Annotated in this window: 23 protein-coding genes and 1 riboswitch; of the genes, 5 read left to right on the forward strand and 18 right to left on the reverse strand. The window is 70.6% G+C overall.

Going from position 1 to position 22,855, the window contains the following annotated elements; genetic code table 11:
• Nucleotides 1-6: 6 nt before the first annotated feature.
• From G7072_RS06645 to G7072_RS06670, 6 genes are read right to left on the reverse strand one after another with little or no spacing between them, the layout of a single operon-like run.
• Nucleotides 7-624 (reverse strand): YgjV family protein, encoded by a 618-nt coding sequence (locus G7072_RS06645; RefSeq protein WP_166084821.1) that lies wholly within the window; start codon nucleotides 622-624, stop codon nucleotides 7-9.
• 51 nt (nucleotides 625-675) lie between these two features.
• Nucleotides 676-1,665, reverse strand: coding sequence for a Gfo/Idh/MocA family oxidoreductase (locus G7072_RS06650; protein ID WP_166084822.1), 990 nt, complete (start codon nucleotides 1,663-1,665; stop codon nucleotides 676-678).
• The gene (locus G7072_RS06655) at nucleotides 1,662-2,738 is read right to left on the reverse strand and encodes a DegT/DnrJ/EryC1/StrS family aminotransferase (protein WP_166084823.1); all 1,077 of its coding nucleotides are present in this window, start codon (nucleotides 2,736-2,738) and stop codon (nucleotides 1,662-1,664) included. The genes G7072_RS06650 and G7072_RS06655 overlap by 4 nt, the downstream gene beginning before the upstream one ends.
• Nucleotides 2,735-3,319, reverse strand: a complete 585-nt coding sequence (locus G7072_RS06660) for an acyltransferase (RefSeq protein WP_166084824.1) — start codon at nucleotides 3,317-3,319, stop codon at nucleotides 2,735-2,737. Before G7072_RS06660 ends, G7072_RS06655 begins: the two co-directional genes overlap by 4 nt.
• Nucleotides 3,300-4,814: a DUF2142 domain-containing protein gene (locus G7072_RS06665; RefSeq protein WP_166084825.1), complete on the reverse strand. Its 1,515-nt coding sequence runs from the start codon at nucleotides 4,812-4,814 to the stop codon at nucleotides 3,300-3,302. Before G7072_RS06665 ends, G7072_RS06660 begins: the two co-directional genes overlap by 20 nt.
• Nucleotides 4,811-5,743: a glycosyltransferase family 2 protein gene (locus G7072_RS06670; RefSeq protein ID WP_277343404.1), complete on the reverse strand. Its 933-nt coding sequence runs from the start codon at nucleotides 5,741-5,743 to the stop codon at nucleotides 4,811-4,813. Before G7072_RS06670 ends, G7072_RS06665 begins: the two co-directional genes overlap by 4 nt.
• Before the next feature lie 111 nt (nucleotides 5,744-5,854).
• On the opposite strand from G7072_RS06670, the gene G7072_RS06675 reads away from it, so the two are divergent.
• Entirely contained in the window at nucleotides 5,855-7,009 is a 1,155-nt protein-coding gene (locus G7072_RS06675) for a DegT/DnrJ/EryC1/StrS family aminotransferase (RefSeq protein ID WP_166084827.1), read from the forward strand.
• Here G7072_RS06675 and G7072_RS19995 read toward each other — a convergent pair.
• The 6 genes from G7072_RS19995 to G7072_RS06705 form a co-directional block, all read right to left on the reverse strand.
• Complete coding sequence (locus G7072_RS19995; RefSeq protein ID WP_240917177.1) at nucleotides 7,002-7,205, reverse strand: DapH/DapD/GlmU-related protein; 204 nt, start codon at nucleotides 7,203-7,205, stop codon at nucleotides 7,002-7,004. The two genes, G7072_RS06675 and G7072_RS19995, sit on opposite strands and share 8 nt — an antisense overlap.
• Before the next feature lie 202 nt (nucleotides 7,206-7,407).
• The gene (locus tag G7072_RS06685) at nucleotides 7,408-8,385 is read right to left on the reverse strand and encodes an NAD-dependent epimerase/dehydratase family protein (protein ID WP_166084829.1); all 978 of its coding nucleotides are present in this window, start codon (nucleotides 8,383-8,385) and stop codon (nucleotides 7,408-7,410) included.
• Nucleotides 8,342-9,334 carry a glycosyltransferase family 2 protein gene (locus tag G7072_RS06690; RefSeq protein ID WP_166084830.1) on the reverse strand — a complete coding sequence of 331 codons (993 nt, stop codon included), beginning with the start codon at nucleotides 9,332-9,334 and terminating at the stop codon, nucleotides 8,342-8,344. The genes G7072_RS06685 and G7072_RS06690 overlap by 44 nt, the downstream gene beginning before the upstream one ends.
• Nucleotides 9,331-11,136: a hypothetical protein gene (locus tag G7072_RS06695; protein ID WP_166084832.1), complete on the reverse strand. Its 1,806-nt coding sequence runs from the start codon at nucleotides 11,134-11,136 to the stop codon at nucleotides 9,331-9,333. Before G7072_RS06695 ends, G7072_RS06690 begins: the two co-directional genes overlap by 4 nt.
• A 3-nt stretch (nucleotides 11,137-11,139) precedes the next feature.
• Nucleotides 11,140-11,418, reverse strand: coding sequence for an Lrp/AsnC ligand binding domain-containing protein (locus tag G7072_RS06700; protein ID WP_166084833.1), 279 nt, complete (start codon nucleotides 11,416-11,418; stop codon nucleotides 11,140-11,142).
• Complete coding sequence (locus G7072_RS06705) at nucleotides 11,415-13,151, reverse strand: DEDD exonuclease domain-containing protein (protein WP_166084834.1); 1,737 nt, start codon at nucleotides 13,149-13,151, stop codon at nucleotides 11,415-11,417. Before G7072_RS06705 ends, G7072_RS06700 begins: the two co-directional genes overlap by 4 nt.
• A gap of 169 nt (nucleotides 13,152-13,320) precedes the next feature.
• On the opposite strand from G7072_RS06705, the gene G7072_RS06710 reads away from it, so the two are divergent.
• The 4 genes from G7072_RS06710 (at nucleotide 13,321) to G7072_RS06725 (ending at nucleotide 17,112) form a co-directional block, all read left to right on the forward strand.
• Nucleotides 13,321-13,572 carry a hypothetical protein gene (locus G7072_RS06710; RefSeq protein WP_166084836.1) on the forward strand — a complete coding sequence of 84 codons (252 nt, stop codon included), beginning with the start codon at nucleotides 13,321-13,323 and terminating at the stop codon, nucleotides 13,570-13,572.
• A gap of 116 nt (nucleotides 13,573-13,688) precedes the next feature.
• Nucleotides 13,689-13,841: riboswitch (cyclic di-AMP (ydaO/yuaA leader) on the forward strand.
• A 7-nt stretch (nucleotides 13,842-13,848) separates the two neighbouring features.
• Nucleotides 13,849-14,802: a C40 family peptidase gene (locus G7072_RS06715; protein ID WP_240917178.1), complete on the forward strand. Its 954-nt coding sequence runs from the start codon at nucleotides 13,849-13,851 to the stop codon at nucleotides 14,800-14,802.
• A gap of 97 nt (nucleotides 14,803-14,899) precedes the next feature.
• The gene (locus tag G7072_RS06720) at nucleotides 14,900-16,117 is read left to right on the forward strand and encodes a hypothetical protein (RefSeq protein WP_166084838.1); all 1,218 of its coding nucleotides are present in this window, start codon (nucleotides 14,900-14,902) and stop codon (nucleotides 16,115-16,117) included.
• Nucleotides 16,114-17,112, forward strand: coding sequence for a glycosyltransferase family 4 protein (locus tag G7072_RS06725; RefSeq protein WP_166084839.1), 999 nt, complete (start codon nucleotides 16,114-16,116; stop codon nucleotides 17,110-17,112). The genes G7072_RS06720 and G7072_RS06725 overlap by 4 nt, the downstream gene beginning before the upstream one ends.
• Nucleotides 17,113-17,123: 11 nt before the next feature.
• Here the strand turns inward: G7072_RS06725 and G7072_RS06730 are convergent, their stop codons facing one another.
• The 6 genes from G7072_RS06730 to G7072_RS06755 all read right to left on the reverse strand — a co-directional run bounded on the left by G7072_RS06730 (nucleotide 17,124) and on the right by G7072_RS06755 (nucleotide 22,833).
• Complete coding sequence (locus G7072_RS06730) at nucleotides 17,124-17,306, reverse strand: Flp family type IVb pilin (protein WP_166084840.1); 183 nt, start codon at nucleotides 17,304-17,306, stop codon at nucleotides 17,124-17,126.
• A gap of 92 nt (nucleotides 17,307-17,398) precedes the next feature.
• The gene (locus tag G7072_RS06735) at nucleotides 17,399-17,599 is read right to left on the reverse strand and encodes a Flp family type IVb pilin (protein ID WP_166084841.1); all 201 of its coding nucleotides are present in this window, start codon (nucleotides 17,597-17,599) and stop codon (nucleotides 17,399-17,401) included.
• Nucleotides 17,600-17,774: 175 nt separating this feature from the next.
• On the reverse strand, nucleotides 17,775-18,431 hold the full coding sequence (locus tag G7072_RS06740) for a response regulator transcription factor (protein ID WP_240917179.1): 657 nt from the start codon (nucleotides 18,429-18,431) through the stop codon (nucleotides 17,775-17,777).
• A gap of 13 nt (nucleotides 18,432-18,444) precedes the next feature.
• Nucleotides 18,445-20,010 carry a histidine kinase gene (locus tag G7072_RS06745; RefSeq protein ID WP_166084843.1) on the reverse strand — a complete coding sequence of 522 codons (1,566 nt, stop codon included), beginning with the start codon at nucleotides 20,008-20,010 and terminating at the stop codon, nucleotides 18,445-18,447.
• Nucleotides 20,007-20,945 (reverse strand): type II secretion system F family protein, encoded by a 939-nt coding sequence (locus G7072_RS06750; protein ID WP_166084844.1) that lies wholly within the window; start codon nucleotides 20,943-20,945, stop codon nucleotides 20,007-20,009. The genes G7072_RS06745 and G7072_RS06750 overlap by 4 nt, the downstream gene beginning before the upstream one ends.
• Before the next feature lie 4 nt (nucleotides 20,946-20,949).
• A complete protein-coding gene (locus G7072_RS06755; RefSeq protein WP_166084845.1) occupies nucleotides 20,950-22,833 on the reverse strand; it encodes a type II secretion system F family protein in 1,884 nt (627 codons plus the stop codon).
• Nucleotides 22,834-22,855 lie beyond the last annotated feature (22 nt).

The following is a 22,855-nucleotide window of genomic DNA, read 5'->3' on the forward strand; positions in this document are numbered from 1 at the left end:
GCCAGGTCAGTCGAGCTCGAGCACGTACGACGTACCGTCGCGGCGGAAGCCGAGGCGGTCGTAGTAGGGCGCGACCATCCCGGCCGGGGTGACGATGCGGCGGAAGCCGGCCTCGCGGAGCACGGTGCTGCGCCGCCACACGAACTCGCCGGGGGAGAAGTCGCGGTAGCGACGTGTCACGAAGTCGAGCAGCACGTGCGCGGTGCCCTCGCCGTCGTCGTGCACCAGCACCACGCCGACCGTCTCGTCGCCGTGGAGCACGAGGAAGGCGCGCCGACCCGCGGCCGACCCGTCCCAGACGAAGTCGGGCTGGAAGGTGAGGATCTCCTCGCTGTGCTGGCGCAGGGTGTAGCGGAGGTACTCGTCCTCGGGACCGACCTCGATGACCGAGAAGGCCGCGGTGTCGTGGCGCTGTCGCAGCAGCGTGACGAGGTAGTAGGCGTTGATGAGGGCGAGCACGCCGTTCATCGCGACCATCGACCACACCTCGATGAGGGCGTTGAAGCCGGTGAGGACGAGCGAGGCCACGAGGTTGAGGAGCCGGAAGCGGATCACCCGCGCCTGCAGCAACGAGACGACCAGCAGCACCGACCCGGCCCAGCCGAGCGCGTCGAGCCAGCTCATGGGCGTCACCCTAGCGGTCCGCGGGGCTGCCGGCCTCGCGCGCGACCCTGCTCAGAGGGGCACGGTGGTCCCGGAGCGGGCCGAGGCCAGCAGCGCCTCGGCCACCTCCACGACCCGGGTCGCCTCGGCGAGGCCCACCACGTGGTCGTGGAGCCCGAGGACGGCGTCGCGGAAGCAGGTCAGCTCCACGGCCAGCGGCTCCGGCTTCGCGATCGCGTAACGGATCACGTCGCCCTGCACGACCCCCTTGAACGACCGCAGCGTCTCCCACTCCACGGGGGCGACGCCGTTGGCGTAGAAGGTCAGGTCCATCGCCACCGTGTCGGCGACGAGGCTGCCGCGCTCGCCCGTGACGACCGTGATCCGCTCCTTGAGCGGCGACAGCCAGTTGACGACGTGGTTGGCCACGATGCCGTTGTCGAGCATGGCGACGGCCGTGACGAGGTCCTCGTGGACGCGCCCGGAGCGGTGCGCGGTGTGCGCGCTCACCGAGCGGTACGCCGATCGCGTCACCCACGCGGTGAGGTCGATGTCGTGGGTGGCGAGGTCGAGAGCGACCCCGACGTCACCGATGCGGGCCGGGTAGGGCCCGGTGCGTCGGGTGGCCACCTGGTAGATCTCGCCGACCTGGCCGTCGTCGAGCCGTCGCCGCATCTCCTGCAGGGCCGGGTTGTAGCGCTCGATGTGGCCCACGCCGGCGACGAGCCCCGTCCCGGCGAAGGCCTCGACGAGGGAGCGGCCGTCGTCGGCTGAGCCGGCCACGGGCTTCTCGATGAGGGTGTGCACGCCGGCGGCCGCCAGCCGGCGTCCGAGGTCGAGGTGCGTCGAGGTGGGGGTGGCCACGACGGCGAGGTCGGGCTCCAGGGCCAGCAGGTCGTCGACGCCGTCCTGCAGGGGCAGGCCCGCGACGGCAGCGCTCTCCCGCGTGAGCGCGGGGTCGTGGACCCCGACCAGCTCGACGCCCTCGAGCGCACCGAGCGCGCGGGCGTGGTGGCGGCCCATCTGGCCGAGGCCGACCAGCACGGCGCGGAGCTCGCTCATCGGGGCACCTCCTCACGGACCGCAGCGATCACGCGGGCCACGTCGTCGTCGGACAGGTAGGGGTGCATCGGCAGCGACAGCACCTCGGCGCAGGCGAGCTCGGTCGCGGGGAGGTCCACCTGCACGTCGTACGCCGGGAGACGGGGGACCGGGGTCGGGTAGAACACGTTGGTCTGGATGCCGCGCGCCAGCAGGCGCCGCTGCACCTCGTCGCGGTCGGCCAGCCGCAGCGTGAACTGGTGGTAGACGTGCTCGTTGCCCTCGGCGACGAACGGCAGGCGTAGTTCTGCGAGCCCTGCACGGTAGGCGTCAGCGACTGCGCGTCGACGCGCGTTGAGCTCCGGGAGCCGCCGCAGCTGCACCCGCCCGATGGCCGCGGCGACGTCGGTCATCCGGTTGTTCAGGCCCACGAGCTCGTTGGCGTAGCGAGTCTCCATGCCTTGGTTGCGCAGCATCCGGGCACGGCGGGCGAGGTCGGCGTCGGCGAAGGTGATGAGTCCGCCCTCGCCGGTGGTGAGGTTCTTGGTGGCGTAGAAGCTGAACGCCGCGGCGTCGCCGAGGCTGCCGGCGCAACGGCCGCGGCTGTGTGCGGCGTGGGCCTGGGCGGCGTCCTCGAGCAGGAACAGCCCGTGACGCGTCGCGAGGGCCTGGAGCCCGTCCATGGCCGCCACCTGGCCGAAGAGATGGACGGGCACGATGCCGGCCGTGCGGGGGCCGATCGCGGCCGCCACCGACGACGGGTCGACGCAGAAGGTGTCGGGGTCGATGTCGGCGAACACAGGGGTGGCGCCCGTCAGCGCGACCGCGTTCGCCGTCGCGGCGAACGTGAAGGCCGGTACGACGACCTCGTCACCGGGGCCGATGCCCGCCGCGAGCAGCGCCACGTGCAGCGCGCTGGTCCCCGAGTTCACCGCCACGGCGTGCTGCGCGCCGAAGGCGTCGGCGACCTCCTGCTCGAAGGCCGCCACCTCGGCGCCCTGGGTCAGGCGTCCGCTGGCGAGCACGGCCGCGGCTGCGGCCTGCTCCTCGGGTCCGAGGACCACGCGTACGGCGTCGACCGGCGGCCGGCTCACGACGTCTCCCGGAGCTGGTCGTCGACCTCGACGAAGCGCTGCCCGGTGACCGGGCAGGTCCAGGCCCCCTCACCGGCGGGGCTCAGGCGGTGTCCGCTCGGGCCGACCCAGCCGATCCGCCGGGCGGGGACACCGGCGACGAGGGCGAAGTCGGGCACGTCGCGGGTCACGACCGCCCCGGCGGCGACCATGGCCCACCGTCCGATGGTCACGGGCGCCACACAGACGGCCCGGGCACCGACGGAGGCGCCACGACGTACGACGACGGCGACGGGGGTCCAGTCGGCGCCCGTCTTGACCTGGCCGTCGGGATCGACGGCGCGAGGGTGGAGGTCGTTGGTGAGCACGGCGGCCGGACCGATGAAGACGCCGTCCTCCAGGACGGCCGGGCGGTAGACGAGGGCACCCGCCTGCACCTTCACCCGGTCACCGAGCACGACGCCGGCGTCGATCGTGGCGCCGCGGCCGACCACGCACTCCTCGCCGATGCGCGCCCCGGCACCCACCTGCGCCAGACCCCACACCCGCGAGGTGGCGCCGACGACGGCGTCGGGGGCGACGTCAGCTGTCTGCTCGAGCATCCCGCCTCCTCAGCAGCGGGCCGCTGGTCGGCTGCGCTGCGGCGTGCCACATCAGGTACGCCGCCAGGCCCGCCACGGCACCCAGCACCCAGGGAGAGACGAGGATCCAGTCGCCGTTGGCGATCCCGGGGCTCTCGGGGATCTCGCGTGCCGCGGTCACGGCAGGGCTGAGGGCCTGCGCCAGCGCGTACAGCACCGCCGCGATCAGCGCGGCCGGTCCCCACAGCGAGGCGGAGGCACGGTCCAGGGCGGCCCCGCAGAGCATCAGGAACCCGAGGGAGAACGGGATCGTGTACCTGCCCTGCCACGCGATGCCGTACTCGTCGAACGTGCTGATCGTGAGTCCGAGCGGGACCAGCAGGGCCAGGGCCATCACGACGCTGACGGCCAGGCGCTCGGAGCGCACGCCGAAGCGGTACGCCAGGATGACGAACCACACCACGACGAGCAGGTAGAACGCATAGACAGCCATCGGGGCCGGGACGTTGCGGTAGGGAAAGGCCCCGATGCTCTGGAAGGTCCACGCGACCAGCGACTTGACGAGTGCCTCTGTCTTCTCGCCCATGCTCATCCCGAGATCGTCCGGCACCTTGCCGATGGTGAGCGAGCTCGAGCTCACGATCCACGCGAGGCTCAGCAACGTCACGACCAGGACGACGCCGGCGGCCGCGAGAACGGCTCGGTCCGTCACGAGGCGGCGGAAGGCGGCTCGTCGGTCGGGCACGCTCAGCAGGACGGCGCCGAGGATGAGCAGGGCCCACAACGGGCCGAGCGAGCGGACCGTCACGAGGACCGACGCGGACAGCGTCCCGATCAGCAGCAACTGACTCTTGCGGGGCACCACGTCGTCGCGCACCAGGCCGAGGAGCGCGGCCCACAGACCGAGGCCGGCTGCCATCTCGAGGCCGTTGGGTGCAGCCATGGACGCGCTGAACACCATGACGGGGCTGCAGGCCAGGGCGGCCCCGAGGTAGGGCCACCCGGTCCGAGCCGTCGAGCGCAGCGCGACGAGCGCCAGGACGATCAGGCCCCAGCACAGGAGTGCGCCGGCGATCCGCATGACGTAGAGAGCCGTGGCGCCGTCGAAGGGGAGGGCCGGAACACCGACGAGTGCGTAGAAGAGGGGGTGGTAGCGCCCGGCACCCGTCGCCACCTCGGTGCCCTCCGAGCGTTCGGTGCCGACGCAGTCGGCCTCGTCGGTGTACCCGAGTCGCTTGCACTCCGGGTACGCCGCTCGAACGATGTCGTCCGGGACCGTCACAAGGGCGCCGGTCCCGCGGGTCGCGTCGGACGGGTCCGCGCGGATGTCGCCGCGCGCCACCGCCGCGGAGCGGTAGACGTGGTCGAACTCGTCGCTCGCCCGGAACGGTGGGACGGCGAGGATCCAGACGGCCTGGAGGACCAGGAGTCCGGCCGCCATCAGACGGATCGAGGGAGTCCTCGACCTGCCCGTGCGTCCCTCCGAGCGCTGCTGCACGCTCCGGTCGTCGATCACGGGCTGTTCTCCTGGATGTCGAGGTAGAGCGCCGTGATGAGCAGGTGGAAGCCCGTCAGCAGCGGGCCGAAGGACAAGATGATCGTGCCCGGGCTCGCCACGGGCGGCCCCAGTGTGTTGACGACGACGAACACCCCCACCGCGACCCCGAAGAGGACGAACGCCAACCCGGAGAAGAACATCAGGGCGACGGGGGAGAAGGACTGGACGACGTACTTCCACCACATGCGGTACCAGAAGCCTCGCCAGAGCTGCCGCAGGATGCGCGGGGCGACCGAGGTGAGGCGGATCCCCGACACCTCGTCGCCGTAGCTGGCGGGCACAGGTACGTCCTTCGCCGGCACGCGGAGGACGTTGAGCTGGATGAGGAGATCGTTCTCGAACTCGTAGCGATGGGCGATCCGGTCGAACTCGAGACGTTCGAGGGCCGTGCTGCGGATCGCGGTGTAACCGTTCTGCGGGTCGAAGAGGTTCCAGTAGCCCGACGCGGCCTTGGTGAGGAACGAGAGGACCACGTTGCCGAGGATGCGGTGCCGGGGCATGCCTCTAAAGGAGCCCGGGCCGAAGAACCGGTTGGCCTTGGTGAAATCCGCGTCGCCGTCGGCGATCGGGTCGAGCAGGGCGGGGAGGAACGACGGATCCATCTGGGCGTCGCCGGCCATCACCACACAGACGTCGGCGCCGAGGTCGAGAGCCCGGCGGTGCCCTGCGAGGATCGCGCCCCCGACGCCTTGGTTCTCCGTCAGCGTGATGAGCTGCAGGCGAGGGTCGCGGGTGTCGGCCGCGGCCTGGGAGGTTCCGTCTGTGCTGGCGTCGTCGACGACCACGACGAGATCGACCAGGTCGGGGGCTGTCGTGACGACGCGCCCCACCAGACGTTCCTCGTTGTGCGCGGGAACCACGATCGCCACACGAAGGTCGCGGTACATCGTCCGTCTCCTCAGCCTCGATGGGGTGATTCAACCCCACTGAACTCGTCCGCCGCGGCATTTCGAGCGGGGAGGGGGAACACACGGAGGCATGTCATCTAGGCTCGTCGCATGTCGTCCGGTCCGGTCGAGGCCCCGGTCCCGCTCACGAGACCATCGTTCGGCCCGGCAGAGCGCGAGGCCATCGAGCGTGTCATGGCCTCCGGATGGGTGGCGGGACAGGGACCCGAGGGTGCCACGCTCGAATCCGTCGTCGCCAGGCTCGCCGGTCGCACCGACGCCGTGGCGGTCAGCAGCTGCACCGCGGGTCTGCACCTGCTGCTCGATGCCCTCGACGTAGGTCCAGGGGACGAGGTGATCGTGCCTGACTACACCTTTCCGGCAACGGCATATGCGGTGATGCACTGCGGGGCTCGGCCCGTGTGCGTCGACGTGGATCCACTCGACGGGTGCCTGGATCCGGCGCTCGTCGGTGCGTCCGTCACTGACAGGACTCGCGCGATCATCGGTGTCGACGCTCTCGGACTCTGCGCGGACTGGGACGCGCTCCGGGAGGTGTCGGAGGCTCACGACCTACCGCTCGTCGAGGACGCCGCGTGCTCCTTGGGAGGCTCCTACCGCGATCGGCCGGCTGGGGCCTTCGGGGTGGCGGCAGTGTTCTCGCTGCACGCACGCAAGGGCGTCACCTGCGGTGAGGGCGGCGTCGTGGTCACTGACGACCAAGCGCTGGCAAGGCGCGTGCGACGCGCCTCGAGCTTCGGGCTCAGCAGCGCGCACGCCCGCGCCGGAGAAGCCGGCTTCGCCGCGCCCGAGTTCACCGAGCTCGGATGGAACTACAAGCTCAGTGACCTCGCGTCCGCCCTGGCCGGCGCGCAGGTCGGGCGGGTGCGCGAGCTGATTGCGCTGCGGACGGCCGCAGCCGAGAGGTATGCCGTGCTCGCGGCGGTGGAAGGCGTATCAGTTCCGTTCGTACCGCCAGAGCGCACTCACACGTGGCAGACCTATGCCGTCACCTTGGCCGACCACCTAGACCGTGACCACGTCGTCGACTCGTTGCGAGAGCGCGGCATCGGCTGCACCATGGGCACCTACGACCTCTCCTCGCAACCCGTGCTCGGGGGGGAGCGGCGTCCGTCGGTGGCTCGCCGACTGGCTCGCCAGCAGCTGGCTCTGCCGATGTTCGCTGACATCACAGCTGAGCAGCAGCGACGTGTCGTGGCCGCGGTGCAGGACGTGGTTGCGTCAGGGGCCCGTCGGGTCAGCTGATCAGACCCGTGTCAGGGTCGATCCGACCGACGACGCGGGCCGGGACCCCGACGACGCAGGTGCGGTCGGGCACGTCATGGGTGACGACTGCCCCCGCACCGACGACACATTCGCTCCCGATGCGGACACCCATGAGGACGACGGCGCCCGCTCCGACGTGGGTCCGGTCGCCGATGAAGGTCGCGGCTCGGTCCACGTCTTCGTACCGCCGCCCGGACACGCAGCGCCTGACGGTCGTGTGACTGTAGATCTGAGCGCCGGCACTGATGTCGCAGCCGCTCCCGATGACAAGTCCGCCACTGCCGTCGAGGAGTACGAAAGGGCCGACCCAGGTGTCCTCCCCGACCTCGGGTGCCCCGACGATCACCGCGGTCGGGTGGTACGGGTGCGCCGGACGGTCAGGCACGGTGCTGTTTGATCCAGTCAAGGACGCTGGCGAGGCCTTCGTCTATCTCGACCCTGGGGCGCCAGCCGAGCACCTCCGCGATCCGCTCCACGCTCGCCTCGCGTCGTGCGACCAGCACCTCGCGTGGCCGGAACTGGGGCACCACGTCGGCCCCCATGGCCACGACGAGGCGCTCCGCCAGCTCGGCCACCGTCGTCTGGCGACCGGTGCCGACGTTCAGCGACTCTCCGGACGCGTCTGAGTCGAGAGCCAGGCCGATCGCTCGCGCGACGTCAGCAACGTGCACGAAGTCCATGCTCTGGTCGCCGCGACCGTCGATGACCGGAGGCTGGCCGGCCAGCAACCGCTTCACGAAGGTCAGGATGACCGAGGTGTAGAAGGCATCGGTCGGTTGCCCGGGACCGTAGACGTTGAAGAAGCGAAGGGCCAGCCAGGTGAGAGCCGATCGTTGCGCGTGGAACGCAAGGAGCTGCTCACCGGCGAGCTTGGCGGTGCAGTAGGGCGTGAGCGGGTCGACGGGTCCGTCCTCGCGCATCGGCAGCTGGGTGGCGTTGCCGTACACCGAGGCCGAGGAGGCGAAGACGACACGACGTACGCCGTGCCGGCTGACGGAGTCCAAGAGGTGTTGCGTGCCCATGAGGTTCACGTCGAGGCTCTCTGCCGGGTCGGCGATGCTCTTGTTGATGCAGACCGCCGCGAGGTGCACGACAGCCTCGACCCCTTGGACGGCCCGATCGACGGCGTGCGGGTAGCGGACGTCCCCCTCCACGAGATCGACACCGGGCATCGCGCACAGGGCATCCGCTGCATCGGCGTCACATCGGTACCGGTTGTCGAGGATGCGTACCCGCCATCCACGGTCCAGGAGCTCAGGAACCGCGTGGCTCCCGATGTAACCGAGTCCGCCAGTCACCAGGACGGTGCTTCTACCAACCCTCACGGGCCCCCCTCGAGTCGCGTTCGGACGCATCGGCAGTGATGTCTCGTCTCACGACGTACAGGGGACGGTGGCGAACCTCTTCAATGATCCGCCAGATGTACTCGCCCATGACCCCGACGACCGTGAGCTGTATGCCTCCGAGAAGCAGCACGACGACGAGCAGCGTCGGCCATCCCGACGGAGTGTCGACGCCGGCCACGGTGCGCGCCACCAGTAGAGCGGCGTACCCGACGCCGAGCAGGGCTGTGATGAGACCGACGAGGGTGCACAGCCGGAGCGGGAGTGACGAGAACTGGAGCACGGAGTCGACAGCGAGCTTCACCATCGCTCTGCGGGTCCACCGCGACTCGCCGCTCACGCGCGGCAGCTGGCTGTACGAAACTCGGGTCTGGCGGTAGCCCAACCATGCGACGAGGGCCAGAACGTTGCGATTCCGCTCGGGCAGCCGACCCAGCGCTGTGATGACGCTGCGATCGAGCAGTACTCCCGACGGGCCTTCGGCGGGGTAGTTGTCCAGGCCCGCGATTCGCGTGAAGAGGACGGAGAAGAGGCCTGACGTGACCTGCCGTCCGCGACTCACGGCAGCGCGATCCTTGCGCACTCCCCAGACGACCTCGAAGCCGCCGTCCCACTGCTCGAGTGCGTCGGAGACGAAGGTGGTCGGCTCCTGGCCATCAGCTCCGATGACGACAGCGCAATCGCCCGAGCACCGTTCGAGCCCGGCGGAGATGGCCGAGTGCGATCCGAAGTTCCGGGACAGCTGCACGAGGCGGATCGGAAAGTCGGTCGGCGCCGCGAGTAGTAGATCGGCGGTTCCGTCCGTGGAGCCGTCATCGACGAGCACGAGCTCGAACCTGACGTGAGGGTTGGCCTCGACGTGGGCCTGAACCTGCCGGAGGAGGGGTCGCACGTTGTCTGCCTCGTTGAGGGCAGGCACGACCAAGGAGACGAGCGGAACGCTCTTGGGAGGTGTGGTCATGGTCTCGTGCTCCCTCCCACCGGGACGTAGATGCGGAGGGACTGGGGGCCGCCTCGGGATTCTCCGGCGCGGTACGAAGCGTCGAGGGGCCATCCGCAGTCGTTCAGCGTTGCCATCTCGACGGGCGCGAGAGGCCGGTCGGTGAGAATGAGCGGAGCGAGGGGTGTTGGGGACGTGCTGCAGTACGCCAACAACCCCGCGGCGGCCCTGGCGGGGTCTCGCCGCGAGTTCCAGGCTTCACCGGCAGGTGGCCGGTCCAGTGCCAACACGATCCCAGCCATTTCGTCCACCGCGTACACCGGCGTCCCCGGAGGCAGTTGCTCGTCGACGTCGCGCTTGAGCGAGGCCAGTTCGTCTGCAAGTGTCCCATCGATCGTCACGTGCCGAAGGTTTTCGCTGCCACGGACAGTGGCGGTCGCGACCGTGGGGTCAGCGCTGCGGTAGGGGTGCGCATACAGACCGGTCACCGCCACGATCGCGACGAGCACCGCGCACGTCGTGCCCGCCGAGGTCGCGGCCACGTCTGCATCAGCGGTGGCCCAGTCCGCGGCGAGCAGAACAAGTGCAGCGAACCACGAGGCAAGAGCGTGGATGGCCAGAAGAAACAGCGCGTTGCCCGTGCCGAACCCCTGGGCAGCAGGAAGCACCAGCAGCAGGACGATCACCGGCCATCGAGGTACTGGATGACCGGGTCCGTCGTCGCCCGACCGACGTTCCTGCCACACGGTCACGGCAGCCGCTGTCAGCGCGGCAAGGAGACTCACGGTGTAGATCTCGATGATGGCTGCCCCACCCCGTGGTGCGACACGGCCGGCCGCCCACGGCAGCAGCGCAGCAAGGGGAGCGGACATCGCCGCCGCGAACCTGGTGGCGCGGCGGCTCGTGTGCAGAGAGAGGGCGTCGCGCCTACGAAGGGCGTAGTGGGGGAGCAGCCCGAACCCCGCGCTGACGAGGGTGAGAGCGAGGACTTTCACCGTAGAGAGTGAGTAGAGGATCAAGAGCGCCACGGGCGAGTTGGTGTCCTTGGCGACGAGACTGTTGACAGCCTTCATCGGCGGCAGCACCTGCGCCCACGGACCGAAAGTCAGGTGACCCACGACGACGAACACGAGCACTCCGACGGCGACGGCTGCGGTCGCGAGGGCAAGCCTTCCCGGCGACCGGTACAGCAACCCGGCGAGGACGACGGCGGCAAGGATCGCGATCGCAAGCGCTGCTGACCACTTGGCCAGGGCGACGGCCGTGAGAACGCTGCCGGCCACGACGAGCGCGACGAGGGGCGGTCTGGCGTCGAGCCACTGGGCGGTGGCGCATCGCAGCAGTGCTGACGCCACGAGGAGCCCCCCCAGCAGCGCTATGTCGTTGTAACCGGGAGCCAGCGGCAGCCATCCATAGCTGATGCCACCGATGGCCAGGACCAAGAGCGGGATCGACGCCCCGCTGGACCACCCGGGCCTCCCGGTCCGGCTCAGGTGGTGGTGCAGGGCCAGTCCGAAGAAGCCGTGGACCACGAGGATGAGGACGAGCCGAGCAACGCGCAGGGCAGCGATGTCATAGCCGAGAAGCTCGAAGAGAGGCCCGTACAGGTACTGCGCTCCTGACACGGTCCACGGCGTGACGTCCCACCAGCGATAGCTCAGCAGGTAGAAGGACTCGTCGCTGAGGTCGAGTCCCGGCCGGGCCGATGCCAGTACCGCGAGGGTCCACGAGCAGGTGGCTGTCAGTGCAGTGATCCCTACCCCGAGGCGCGCGTACCTGGGCAGTCTGTCGGCACGATGCGCCGTCCATCGCGCGACCTGCACCGCTCAGTCGAGCCCGAGGGAGAAGGCGGCCTCGAGGTCGTGTCGCGAGTGGCTGCGGAACGCGATGTGCGTCTCCGTGGCGGTGACACCGGGGACCTTGTTCAGGTGGTCGGCGACCACCAGCGCGATCTCCTCGTGGGTCCTGACGCGGACCATCACGATCAGGTCGATCTGTCCGGTGACCGAGTAGACCTCGCTGACGCCCTCGAGGTCGGCGATCGCAGCGGCGACCTCGGGGATCTTCGAGACCTCGGCGTTGACGAAGACGATGGCCGTGATCATGTGGGCACGCTATCGCGTCGGAAGCCGGCGATCGGCTCTTCACGGTGCTTCTGCGCTGACACGACCGGGCAGGTCCACTCGCCGTCGACGTGCACCAGGCGGACCCCGTCGCCCTCCAGCCACCGCAGCAGTCGCTCGGTCTCCTCGACGGTGGCGACCGGGGTCGGGCCACCGGCTCCGAGGACCGTCTCGCCGTCGCGGCGCAGGTCGAGCACCCAGGCGGCCGCGTCCGCACCAGGAGGGATGACTCCGGCCGCGGCCAGACGACCGGCCCGGACGACGTGGACCTCCCAGCGCCCTGCCTCCTTCCGAGCGGCCACGACCTCGGTGCACCGTGTCAGGGCAGTCAGTCGCTGGGCGCGCGCGGCGCCGGTGACGAAGCTCGTCATCCGGTCGCGCGCCGCCCCTGCGTCCTCGTAGCGCTCCTGCGCGGACAGGTCGGTGATGCGAGCGAGGTGGGCGTCGACGACAGGAGCGGGGCAGCCCGTGAGGGTGTCGCGGACGGAGCGGACGAGATCGGCGTACGTCGACGCGTCGACCGACTGGTCACACGGGGACAGGCACCGTCCGAGCTCGGCCAGCGCACAGGCGGAGAGGCGGGGGAGACGGGGCATCCGGGTCGCGCACTGACGCAGCGGGAAGACGTGCTGCAGCGCGGCCACTGCGCGCTCGGCGGCCTGCTTGTTGGCGAAGGGCCCGATGACCGGGCTGTCGTCCTCGACGCGGCGCACGATCGACAGCCGTGGCCACGCCTCCGCGGTGAGGCGGACCCAGTGGACCCGCTCGGGGAATCGCGACCGGCGGTTGAACTTCGGCTTGTGCTCGGCGATCAGCCGCAGCTCGCGCACCGCCGCTTCGAGCGCAGTCGCGCACTCGATGCCCTCCACGCGGCTGGCGAGCGTCACCATCTGTCCCATGCGTGAGCGGGTCTCCGACGCGGTGAAGTAGGAGCGCACCCGTTTCCGCAGGTCCTTGGAGGTGCCCACGTAGAGAACGCGCTCCTGCGAGTCGCGGAAGAGGTAGACGCCGGGGGAGTGGGGGAGGTGCTCGGCGAGGTGGCGCTTCTTGCGCTGGGCGGCAGTGACCCGGGACGTGTAGGTCTGCAGCTCCTCGAGCGTCTGCACCCCGAGGTTGCCGAGCCGGCCGATGAGCCCGTGCAGGACGTCCACCGTGGCCCGGGCGTCGGACAGGGCCCGGTGGTTCGGGGTGACCGTCGCGTCGAACAGCTGCGCCAGGGACGACAGCTTGTGGTTGCGGACCTCGCCACGGTGGACGACGCGACGCGCCAGCACCGCGGTGTCGAGGACGTCGAAGCGCGGCCACGCGCGCTCCTGCTGCGCCGTGGCGTGCTTGAGGAAGCCGATGTCGAAGGGGGCGTTGTGCGCCACCAGCACGCAGTCGCGCGCGAACGCCAGGAACTCCGGCAGCGCCACCTCGATGCGCGGCGCGGAGCACACCATCGCGTCGCTGATGCCGGTGAGCAGCGCGATGAAGGGCGGGATGGCCTGCTCCGGGTTCACCAGGGTCTGGAACTCGCCCAGCACCTCCCCGCCGCGCACCTTCACCGCCCCGATCTCGGTGATGCGTGACCCGCCGGCGGGAGACCCGCCGGTGGTCTCGAGGTCGACGACGCAGAACGTGAGGTCCCGCAGCGGTCGACCCAGCTCCTCGAACGACTGCTGCTCCGCCCAGCGCGACGAGCCGACGCGGTCGGTGGCGAGTCCTGCGGTCATGGGAACGACGGTAGGTAAACGGCCCGACACTTGCGCGCCGACGCGCGGTGAGCGGGGCGTTGGTCCCATCGTCGATGCGAGACCTGCGGCAGGGACTTCGGGCACTCGGGCGCTGATCTGTCGGGCCTCTCTGCCAGCCTCCAGGCACATCACCGACGTGGAGGTTGACATGGGACTTCGAATCGACTGCGACACCTGTCTGGTGCGCGGCCTGGCCTGCCACGACTGCGTGGTCACGGTGCTGCTCGGGCCGCCCCCGGAGACCGGTTTCGACGACGACGAGCAGCGCGCGCTGTCAGTGCTCGCCGACTCCGGGCTTGTGCCCAAGCTGCGCATGGTCGACGCCGTCGCCACCCACGTCGTCGACGACGAGCTCGACGACAACGGGGACGGCAATGTCGCCGACGTCGCCGGGTGGTGAGTCCGCCGGTGTGACGACGTCCACATCCCGCCGAGGCGCTGCCGGGTTGGGATCGAGCGGCCTCACCCCTTAGGGTGAGCGGCTGGTGTCTGTCGACTGCTGGGCCTCCGCCCGGCGCAGCCACCACGTCGAGTCCGCGCCTGGCGCGGAGCCGGGGAACCATGTTCCTGGGGTGAATCGGAGCAGTTCGCGCCCGTCGCGGACCTTCGTAGGGTCTCTTTGCCGCCCGAATCCGTCAGCTAACCCGGTAGGCGCAGGACAAAGGAGATCGCCGCCGTGACCGTCGGCCGCACACGCACGGCCGGAGCCCTCGTGCTCTCGGGCCTCACCGTCATCGCGACCATGGCGCCTGCCGTGGCCGCCCCCTACGACCAGGCGCGCGAGCGCGCCGCCGCCCTCGGAGCAGCTGCCCAGCGCCTGAGCACGGCGCAGGAGCGGGTCACGACCGACCTGCGCGCCAGCAACCGCCAGCTCGCACGCGTTCAGGACCAGCTGAAGGAAGCGCGCACGACCGGGCGCGAGACCCGCAGCGAGATCGTCTCGGCCCTGCTGGACGACGCCGCCACCGGGAGCAACGAGCTCGCCCTGGACCTCTTCTCCGGCTCCGAGGACCTCGACATCGAGCTGGTCTCCGAGAAGGACACCGACATGGTCGCCACCCAGCGCCGTGCGGCGCGGGCCGTCGAGCGACTCGAGGAGCGTGAGCAGGAGCTGCAGATGCAGCTGCGACGCCTCGACGTCACGCGCGACCGGCAGCAGCCGAAGGTCGCCGCCGCGCAGCAGCGCGCGGACCAGGCTGCGCAGCTCGTGGAGCAGATCCGCGAGGAGCGCGCCAGCCGCGCCGCCGAGCGGGCGGAGCAGCAGGAGGCGGCGCAGGCCGCGACCGGTGCGTCCGCGGTCGTCTCCTACGCCCTGGCCCAGGTCGGCGACCCCTACGTGTGGGGTGCCGCCGGACCGGACTCGTTCGACTGCTCGGGCTTCACCATGGCCGCCTGGGCCCAGGCCGGCGTCAGCCTGCCGCACAACTCCGGCGCCCAGATGGGGTCGGGCACCCCCGTGTCGACCGACTCCCTGGTGCCGGGCGACCTGGTGTTCTACTACAGCCCGGTCAGCCACGTCGGCATCTATGTTGGTAACGGACAGATCGTCCACGCCGGAAACCCGTCCATCGGTGTCACCACGGCGCCGTTGCACCAGATGCCACTCGTGGGAGCCGTTCGCCCTGGCTGACAACCACCACCCTGAGCACCGGGACGAGGACGTCCCGACCACCGCGATGCGGTCGTCGGGGCGTCCTCGTGTCGTTGCCGGGCTGGCGCTGGCCGTCGTGCTTGTCCTCGCGCTTGTCCTGGGGGTGCGCTGGTGGGCGCCGGGGGAGCAGTCGGCGCGGCTCTCCGGGCCGCAGCGGTCAGCAGCGCCTGCGGACCCGGCGGACGACCGGGACGCTCGTGCCGCGGCCCTCGTCGAGACCCTCGAGGAGACGCTGCTCGCCGGTCGGCCCGCTCGGGCCGCGACGCTGGCGGGTGACGAGCCCCGCGCGGCACGCGAGCTGCGGGACCTCGTGGTCGCCGCCCGTCAGGTCGGCCTCGCCACGGTCGACCTGAGGTACGTCGCCGCCACAGGCGCGACCCAGGACCAGGTCGACGACGGGGCCGACCGGTTCGGCGTCGACGTGGAGCTGACCTGGCAGGTCCGCGGCTTCGACGACGTCCCCTCGTCGGTGGACGTGCCGGTGGTGCTGCGCGACGACGGGACCCGGACCTGGTTCGTCACGGCTCGCGAGAGGCCGGCCGACCGTGCGCCGATCTGGTTCAACGACGCCGTCGACGTACGGCGTCCGTCGCCCGACCTCCTGGTCGTCCGCTCCCGCAGCTCCACCACGCCCGTCGACCGGATCGCCCGCGAGGGGGTCCGGACCGTCCAGGACGCTCTCCCTCGCTGGGACGGTCGGGCGGTCGTCGAGGTGCCTGGGTCCGTCGCACGCTTCGCCCGCGCGACCGGTCTCGCCACGTCGTCGGCTCGCGGGCTCGCCGCGGTCACGACGTCGAGCGCCGTGGTCGACCTGGAGGGCGGTCCGGAGCGCGTGGTGCTGAACGAGAGCGTCTACGGACCGCTGGGTGCCGTCGGGCAGAGCATCGTGATGAGCCACGAGCTGACCCACGTCGCCGTGGGGGCCGCGTCGTCGGCGATGCCGCTGTGGTTGTCCGAGGGGTACGCCGACTACGTCGCGTTGCGGCGCAGCGACATCTCGGTCGACGTGCTCGCCGCCCAGATCCGGGAGCTCGTGAGGAGGGAGGGTCCGCCACGGGCGCTCCCGGGCCCGGACGAGTTCGACGGCGCCAACCCCGACGTCGGGGCCTGGTACGAGTCGTCCTGGTTGGCGGCTCGCCTGATCGCCCAGCGGTACGGCGAGCAGGCCCTCGACGACTTCTACCAGCAGGCGGACCGTGACGGTGGCACCGACCGTGCGTTCCGCGAGCTCGGCACCTCGGAGCGCGCCTTCACGAAGGCGTGGAGCGCCGAGCTCGACACGCTGTCCCGATGACGGACCCCGTGAGGTCCGAGGGCCGCGTCCTCGTCGTCACGAACGACTTCCCGCCCCGCCTGGGTGGCATCGAGAGGGTGGTGCACCAGCTCTGCGAGGGCTTGCCGGCCGACCGCGTGGTCGTCCACACCTCGTCGACCCCCGGAGACCGGGCGTTCGACCGGGACCTCGCGTACCCGGTCGTGCGCGACCCCGCGCGGATGCTGCTGCCGACGCCGGCGGTCCGTCGGCGGGTCGTCGAGACCTTCGAGCGCCACGGGTGCGACCGGGTGGTCTTCGGGGCCAGCGCACCTCTCGGGCTGCTCGGCCCGGCACTACGCGACGCGGGAGCGAAGCACATCCAGGCCCTGACCCACGGCCACGAGGTCTGGTGGGCCGCTCTGCCCGGCACCCGACAGCTGCTCGGACGGATCGGCGACAGCACCGACGACCTCACCTACGTCAGCGAGTACTGCCGCGACCGCATCGCGCCCGCGCTGAGTCCCGCGGCTCGGGCGAGGTTCCGGCGTTACGTCATCGAGGTGGACCGCGAGCGCTTCCGTCCCGACTGTGGGGGAGCCGAGGTGCGCGCCGCCCTCGGCATCCCGGCCACGGCACCGGTGGTCGTGTGTGCGGGGCGCCTGGTGCGGCGGAAGGGCCAGGACACGCTGATCGCCGTGTGGCGCGAGGTCCTCGAGGTCGTCCCTGACGCCTGGCTGCTCATCGTCGGCGACGGGCCCGACCGGCGGCGGCTGCGCGCGATGGCCAGGGTGCTGGGCGTCGACCAGCGCGTGGTGTTCACGGGCTCGGTGTCGTTCGATCAGATGCCGGCTCACCTCGACGCGGGTGACGTCTTCGCGATGCCGGCGCGATCCCGCTGGTTCGGACTCCAGGTGGAGGCCTTCGGCATCGTCAACCTCGAGGCGGTGGCCTCAGGCCTCCTGCTCGCGGGCGCCCGCAGCGGGGGCACCCCGGAGGCCGCGGCCCAGGTGCGGGTCGATCACGCGAGACCCTGACCGGGCTCGCGCTAGTTGCAGCTCGCGGTGGTCGAGGCCTGTCCCGTGATCTCGTCGCAGGACACCTGGAACAGACCGACGACCTGCTCGCCCAGCGCGAAGATGATGAGGGCGACGACGGCCGCGATGGCGACCACGAGAAGCCCGTACTCGGTGGCACTGGCTCCCCGCTCGTCGCGATCAGCGTGGCCCATTCCATTACCTTTCACGTGTCGACGTGAGATCGGTGGAGAGAAACGCAAGGGGTGGGGCTGAAAGCCCCACCCCTTCGCGCCAGACGTGATGCTCAGGTGCAGGTGGAGCTGGTGCTCGCGCTGGCCTTGATGGTCGAGCAGGTGTCGGTGAAGACCTCCTTCACCACACCACCCAGCGCGAAGACGATGAGGACGACGAGGGCGGCGATGGCGGCGACGAGCAGGCCGTACTCCACGGCGGAGGCTCCGGTCTCCTCGTCACGGCGGAGGAGCCGCTGGATGTGCTCAAGCATGATTTCTCCCAAATGATTCGTGGGGCGGGTTCGGGTAACCCCCACTCACAAGAAATAGTGCAGCACACCGCCGGTGTATTCATCGGGGGAACGGGTAGCGTGCCTTCACCAAATGGCTGAACAGTCCGCCGTGGAGTAGTCCGTGTTGACTAGTCACCAGCGCACACGGGTCGGTTCAGTCGCGGGCGTCGGAGAGCAGACCGGCACGGATCGCCAGCATGATGGCCTGCGCCCGGTTGGCTGCACCGAGCTTCTCGTAGATCTTGGAGATGTGGGTCTTCGCGGTCGACTCGGACACGAAGAGCTCGCGCGCGATGGAGGCCACCCCGTGCCCCTCGGCCAGCAGGTGGAGCACCTGGGACTCGCGTCCCGACAGCTGAGGACCGGTCGGGGTGAGCTTGCGGCGCATGGCGTCGGCCAGGTCCGCAGCGGTGAAGGATCGGGGAGAGACGCTGGCGTGGCGTGCTGCCGCGATGACGTCGTCGGACGGCGAGTCCTTCGCGACGAAGGCGGACGCGCCTGCCTCGAGCGCCCCGAAGAGCTGCTCGTCGCCGGCGTACATGGTGAGAACGACCAGACCGACCTCGGGCCGCTCGGACCGCAGCGCGCGGACCAGGTCGAGGCCTGTGCCGTCCGGCAGCCGCACGTCGGTCACCACGACCTGAGGGAGGTGGCGCCGCGCCAGCGACAGGCCCTCGCCGACGGACCCGGCCTCGGCCACCACGGTGAAGTCCTGTGCGCGCTCGAAGGCGCGCGCGAGGCCCTGCCGGATGAGCTCGTGGTCGTCGACGAGCAGGACCGAGAGCGAGTCGGTCTGCCTGGCTGTGGACACGTCGCCTCCTGGGCTAGTCGTCGGCATCGCCGAGCGTCACCGCGACTGTAGTCCCGACCCGGACGTTCCCGGCGGTTCTCTGCCTGATCTGGAGCGTCGCGCCGATCCGGTGGGCCCGCTCCTTCATGATGCTGATGCCGTAGGAGTCCGCTCGCGGACGACCCAGCCCCCGGCCGTCGTCCTCGACCGTGATCTCGGCGAAGGGAGGGCGGACCCGGCAGTTCACCCACAGGTTGTGGGCCTCGGCGTGCTTGCGGGCGTTGGTCACCGCCTCCTGGGTGATGCGCAGCAGCTCGGTCTCGACCTCGCTGCGCAGCCGGTTGTGGCCTTCGTCGAGCGTGAGATGGACGGTCAGGCCGGAGCGCGCGCCGACGGTGCGGACGTAGTCCGACAACGCCGACCCCAGGCCGGTCGAGGTGTTGACGTCGCTCCGCAGGTCGAAGATCGACAGGCGGAGCTCGTTCACGACCCGGGTGATCTCCCCGCGCAGGGCGTGCAGCTTGGTCCGCTGGTGGTCACCGGCGGCGTTGGCGGCGAGGTCGTCGACGAGGTAGCCCAGGGACGCGATCTCCTGGGCGACACCGTCGTGGATCTCCCGGGCCAGCCGCTGACGTTCCTCGACGGTGGCCAGGGCACGCACCTCGTCGAAAGCGAGCGCGGTCTCCAGGCGCAGGGCCCGGTCCTCCAGCATGCCGAGTACCGTCTCGAGCAGACGCGTCGGCGCCGCTGAGCCGGCCTCGGCGATCACGATGCCGATGAGACGGCCGTCGGAGATCACGGGCAGCACCAACCGGTGGCGGCGCTCGGCCAGGCCGCTGGGCTGGGGGCACTGCTGGGGTTCGAGCGTGTCGACGGCTGCGGCGACCAGCGCACCGTCGGGGGTCAGGGACTGTCGCGGGTCGCGTCCACGGTGCACCAGAGGAACCAGACCCTCGGCGTCGCCGTACACGAACAACGACGAGCGTGAGCTCCCCAGCTCCTCCTCGCACGTCTGCAGGATCTCCGAGCCGATGTCGACCGGGTCGAGTCCGGACGACAGCCGGCGCGTGACCTTCCGGAGCTGCGTCAGCAGTCGGCGCGCGGACTCGTACGACGCGTCGTCGCCCCGGCCGGGGTAGCCACGCAGGGCGTTGACCCAGGTGCCCATGAGCCCGGCGCCGATGCTGGCCGCCGCCCACGGTGCCGTGAGCTCGATGCCGAGCCGCGCGGTGGTGGCGGACGCACCCAGCGTCAGGACGAGCAGGAGCCCGAAGACCTGCCCCCCGGCGACGGTGACGACCGCGCGGGCCCCCGCGGCGACGCCGGCGAGCAGGGGAGGGGCGATGAGGTAGGGCATGAGGATGGCGCCCTCAGGGAGGCTGAAGCCGATGATGAGGCCGGCGAGGACACCCTCGAGCAGGGCCACCCACCGGTCCTGGCCGACCAACAGGTGGTCGGCGACCGTGGCCAGGGCGGCGACCACCGCCAGGAAGACCAGGGCCTGGAACACACGAGGTTCGACGAAGATCAGCGCCAGGCCCAGGACGGTGGCGACGAAGAAGGCGCGTGCCGCCAGTGAGAGACGGACCGCGCCGGTCACAGGCGCCCGGAGAAGGACTCGTAGATGGAGATGCCTGCCGGCCCGAGCACGGCGATGAAGAGGCACGGCAGGATGCAGAAGATCAGGGGGATGAGGATCTTGATGGCGACCTGCTGCGCCTTCTCCTCGGCCCGCTGTCGACGCTTGGTCCTGATCTCGCGCGACTGGACGCGCAGGACCTGGGCCATCGGGATGCCGAGGGCGTCGGCCTGCACCATGGACGAGACGAATCCCTTGACCTCGGGGACGTTCGTCCGCTCCCCGAGCGCGCGGAGGGCTGCGGACCGGCCCTTGCCGATCTGCATCTCCTGCAGCACGCGGGCGAACTCCTCGGCCAGGGCGCCGTCGGTGTTGCGGGCGACCTGGGAGAGAGCGGCGTCGAAGCCGAGACCGGACTCCACCGAGATCGTCAGGAGGTCGATGGCGTCGGGGAGGGCACGCTGCATGGTCTGCGTGCGGTCGTAGGCCCGCTGGTAGAGGTACATGTTCGGCGCCATGAACCCGGCGAGCGCGAACATGATGCACACCCCGAGGGTGACGAGCAGCCCGGCTCCGAAGAGCTGGGTCAGGGCGAAGCCGACGACGAACGCGCCGATGAAGCCGAGGAACTTGAAGGACGCCACGCGGTCGGGTGACCAGCCGGGCGGGTTGCCGGCGAGCTCGAGCTTGGCGCGGATGTTCTCCACGTGGTCGTTGGCCGTGAGCTTGTGCGCGATGCCCTGCACCTTGTCGGCGAGCGGGCCCAGCACGCGGTCGTGGAAGCCGGGCTCGAGCTCGCGCTGCATCTCGGGCGGGGCGGTGGAGAAGGCCTCCATCACCGCCAGCGACTTGCTGACCCCGCGTGCTTCGTTGGTGAAGACACCGACGGCGGTGAGCGCGAGGAAGATGGCCGCGAAGATCCCGAGGATCCCGCCGATGAGGATGAGGGTGCTCACGAGCTCACACCTCCACCTTGACGAGCTTCTTCATCCAGAAGATGCCGACGGTGAGCAGGACGCCCATCAGGATCAGCATGGCCCACCCGAGCGGGGTGGAGTACATGACGCCGACGTACGTCGGGTTGGTGAGGACGAGGTACAGCATGAAGACCGGCGGGAGGCCTCCGAGGATCCACACCGACAGTCGACCCTCCGCGGACAGCGCCATCACCTGTCGCTCCAGGTACTCCCGCTCGCGGATGGTCTCGGCGACCTTGTTGAGCAGCTCGGCCAGGTTGCCACCGACCTGGCGCTGGATGCGGATGGCCATGACGACCCACTCGAAGTCGACGCTGCCCATGCGCTCGGCGATCGCAGCCAACGCGTCCTCGATCTCGACGCCGAGCCGGGTCTCGATCAGGGCGCGTCGGAACTCGCTGGCCATCGGGTCCGTGCCCTCCTTGACGACCGTGTCCACGGACTGCGCCAGGGACAGACCGGCCGACAACGCGCCGGACATGAGCTGCAGCGTGTTGGCGAGCTGGTTCTTGAAGGCCTTGAGACGGCGGCGGTGCTTGAAGGACAGGAAGACCCAGGCCCCCACCCCGCCGAGGAACAGCCCGCCCACCATGTAGAGCACGTTCCCGCCGCTGAGCAGCAGCGCAACCATGCCGAAGACCACGGTGACCCCAGCGTGCACGAGGAGCCACTCGGCCGGCTTCAGGGCCAGCCCTGCGGCGTCGAGCTTGGCGCCCAGCTTGACCTCGAGCCCCTCACGTCCCTCGAGGACGCCTTCGGCGACCGCGACAGCCTGCTGGGTCACCGACTGGTTCTCGCTCGCGCGGTTCGCCTCGGCGAGCCGCTTGGCACCCTTGCGCGTGTAGGCCTCGATGCCGCGGTCGACGGCGTCCTGACGTGCCTCGCGGCCGCCGGAGACCAGCAGGCCGATGATCGCGAGGAAGCCGAGCGCCGCCGCCGCGATGCCGGCGTACATGTACTCGACGGGAACGGTGAGCCCGGGGTCCACCGGCTGCGGGGTGGCCGGGGCGGCCTCCGCCGGCTCCTCCGAGGCAGCGGCCAACGTCACGAACGCGTCGTCGAGCACGGGCTGCCCGCCGACGTCGAGGGCGAGGGACAGCGTTCCCTCGTCACCGGCCAGCTCGGCCGGGGGAGTGACGGTCACCAGGTACTGGCTGGCCAGGTCGGCCGCCCGGTCGGCGAAGAGGTCGGTGAGGGCGGCGGGGTCGTCGGCCGAGAGCACCTGGCCGTTGCCGGCCCGGGCGATGCCGCTCAGGGTGTCCGTGTCGGCCGCGTTCTGAGCCAGCGCGACGACGTCGACGACGACCTCGGAGCGCTCGACCTTGGACTCGACCTCGGCAAGGGGCGTGTCGGAGGTGTCCGCACCGTCCGACAGCAGCAGCACCGAGCGTGAACCCTCGTCACCGCTGACGGTCACCGCCTCGAGCAGGCCGTCGTAGAGCCTGGTCTGCGCGCTCAGCTCGAGCTCGTCGATGACAGCGCGCACGGCGTCGCGGTCGGTGGTCGGCTCCTGCGCGACGGTGACCTCGCTGGCGAAGGTGACCAGACCGACCTCGATGTCGGACGGCACCTCGTCGAGGAAGGCCGACGCCGCGCTCTTGGCCGCTTCGAACTTCGCCCCCCGCATGCTGTTGCTGACGTCGAGCGCCAGCACGGCGGTCCGGGCGATGCTCTCCTCACCGGACGCGTCGTCGATGGCCTCGATGGAGGCGTCCAGCTGCTGGCCCTCGAAGCTGGCGGAGAGGGAGTCCAGGTCGGGGGTCTCACCCGGTGCCAGCTCGGAGAGCGACAGCACGAGCTGCAACGAGCCGCCGTCCGGCTCGGAGTAGTCGATCGAGGCCGTGGCAGCAGCTGCCGGTGAACCCACGAGAAGGGCGGGTCCACCGACC

Origin of the sequence: Nocardioides sp. HDW12B (assembly GCF_011299595.1) — a bacterium.
In the GTDB taxonomy this organism is placed as follows: domain Bacteria; phylum Actinomycetota; class Actinomycetes; order Propionibacteriales; family Nocardioidaceae; genus Marmoricola_A.

Excerpts from the sequence above, each read along its gene's own strand:
- G7072_RS06645 (WP_166084821.1), bottom strand. The coding sequence starts at position 624 with ATGAGCTGGCTCGACGCGCTCGGCTGGGCCGGGTCGGTGCTGCTGGTC.
- G7072_RS06650 (WP_166084822.1), bottom strand. The coding sequence starts at position 1,665 with ATGAGCGAGCTCCGCGCCGTGCTGGTCGGCCTCGGCCAGATGGGCCGC.
- G7072_RS06660 (WP_166084824.1), bottom strand. The coding sequence starts at position 3,319 with ATGCTCGAGCAGACAGCTGACGTCGCCCCCGACGCCGTCGTCGGCGCC.
- G7072_RS06670 (WP_277343404.1), bottom strand. The coding sequence starts at position 5,743 with ATGTACCGCGACCTTCGTGTGGCGATCGTGGTTCCCGCGCACAACGAG.
- G7072_RS06675 (WP_166084827.1), top strand. The coding sequence starts at position 5,855 with ATGTCGTCCGGTCCGGTCGAGGCCCCGGTCCCGCTCACGAGACCATCG.
- G7072_RS06685 (WP_166084829.1), bottom strand. The coding sequence starts at position 8,385 with ATGCGTCCGAACGCGACTCGAGGGGGGCCCGTGAGGGTTGGTAGAAGC.
- G7072_RS06690 (WP_166084830.1), bottom strand. The coding sequence starts at position 9,334 with ATGACCACACCTCCCAAGAGCGTTCCGCTCGTCTCCTTGGTCGTGCCT.
- G7072_RS06700 (WP_166084833.1), bottom strand. The coding sequence starts at position 11,418 with ATGATCACGGCCATCGTCTTCGTCAACGCCGAGGTCTCGAAGATCCCC.
- G7072_RS06705 (WP_166084834.1), bottom strand. The coding sequence starts at position 13,151 with ATGACCGCAGGACTCGCCACCGACCGCGTCGGCTCGTCGCGCTGGGCG.
- G7072_RS06710 (WP_166084836.1), top strand. The coding sequence starts at position 13,321 with ATGGGACTTCGAATCGACTGCGACACCTGTCTGGTGCGCGGCCTGGCC.
- G7072_RS06725 (WP_166084839.1), top strand. The coding sequence starts at position 16,114 with ATGACGGACCCCGTGAGGTCCGAGGGCCGCGTCCTCGTCGTCACGAAC.
- G7072_RS06730 (WP_166084840.1), bottom strand. The coding sequence starts at position 17,306 with ATGGGCCACGCTGATCGCGACGAGCGGGGAGCCAGTGCCACCGAGTAC.
- G7072_RS06735 (WP_166084841.1), bottom strand. The coding sequence starts at position 17,599 with ATGCTTGAGCACATCCAGCGGCTCCTCCGCCGTGACGAGGAGACCGGA.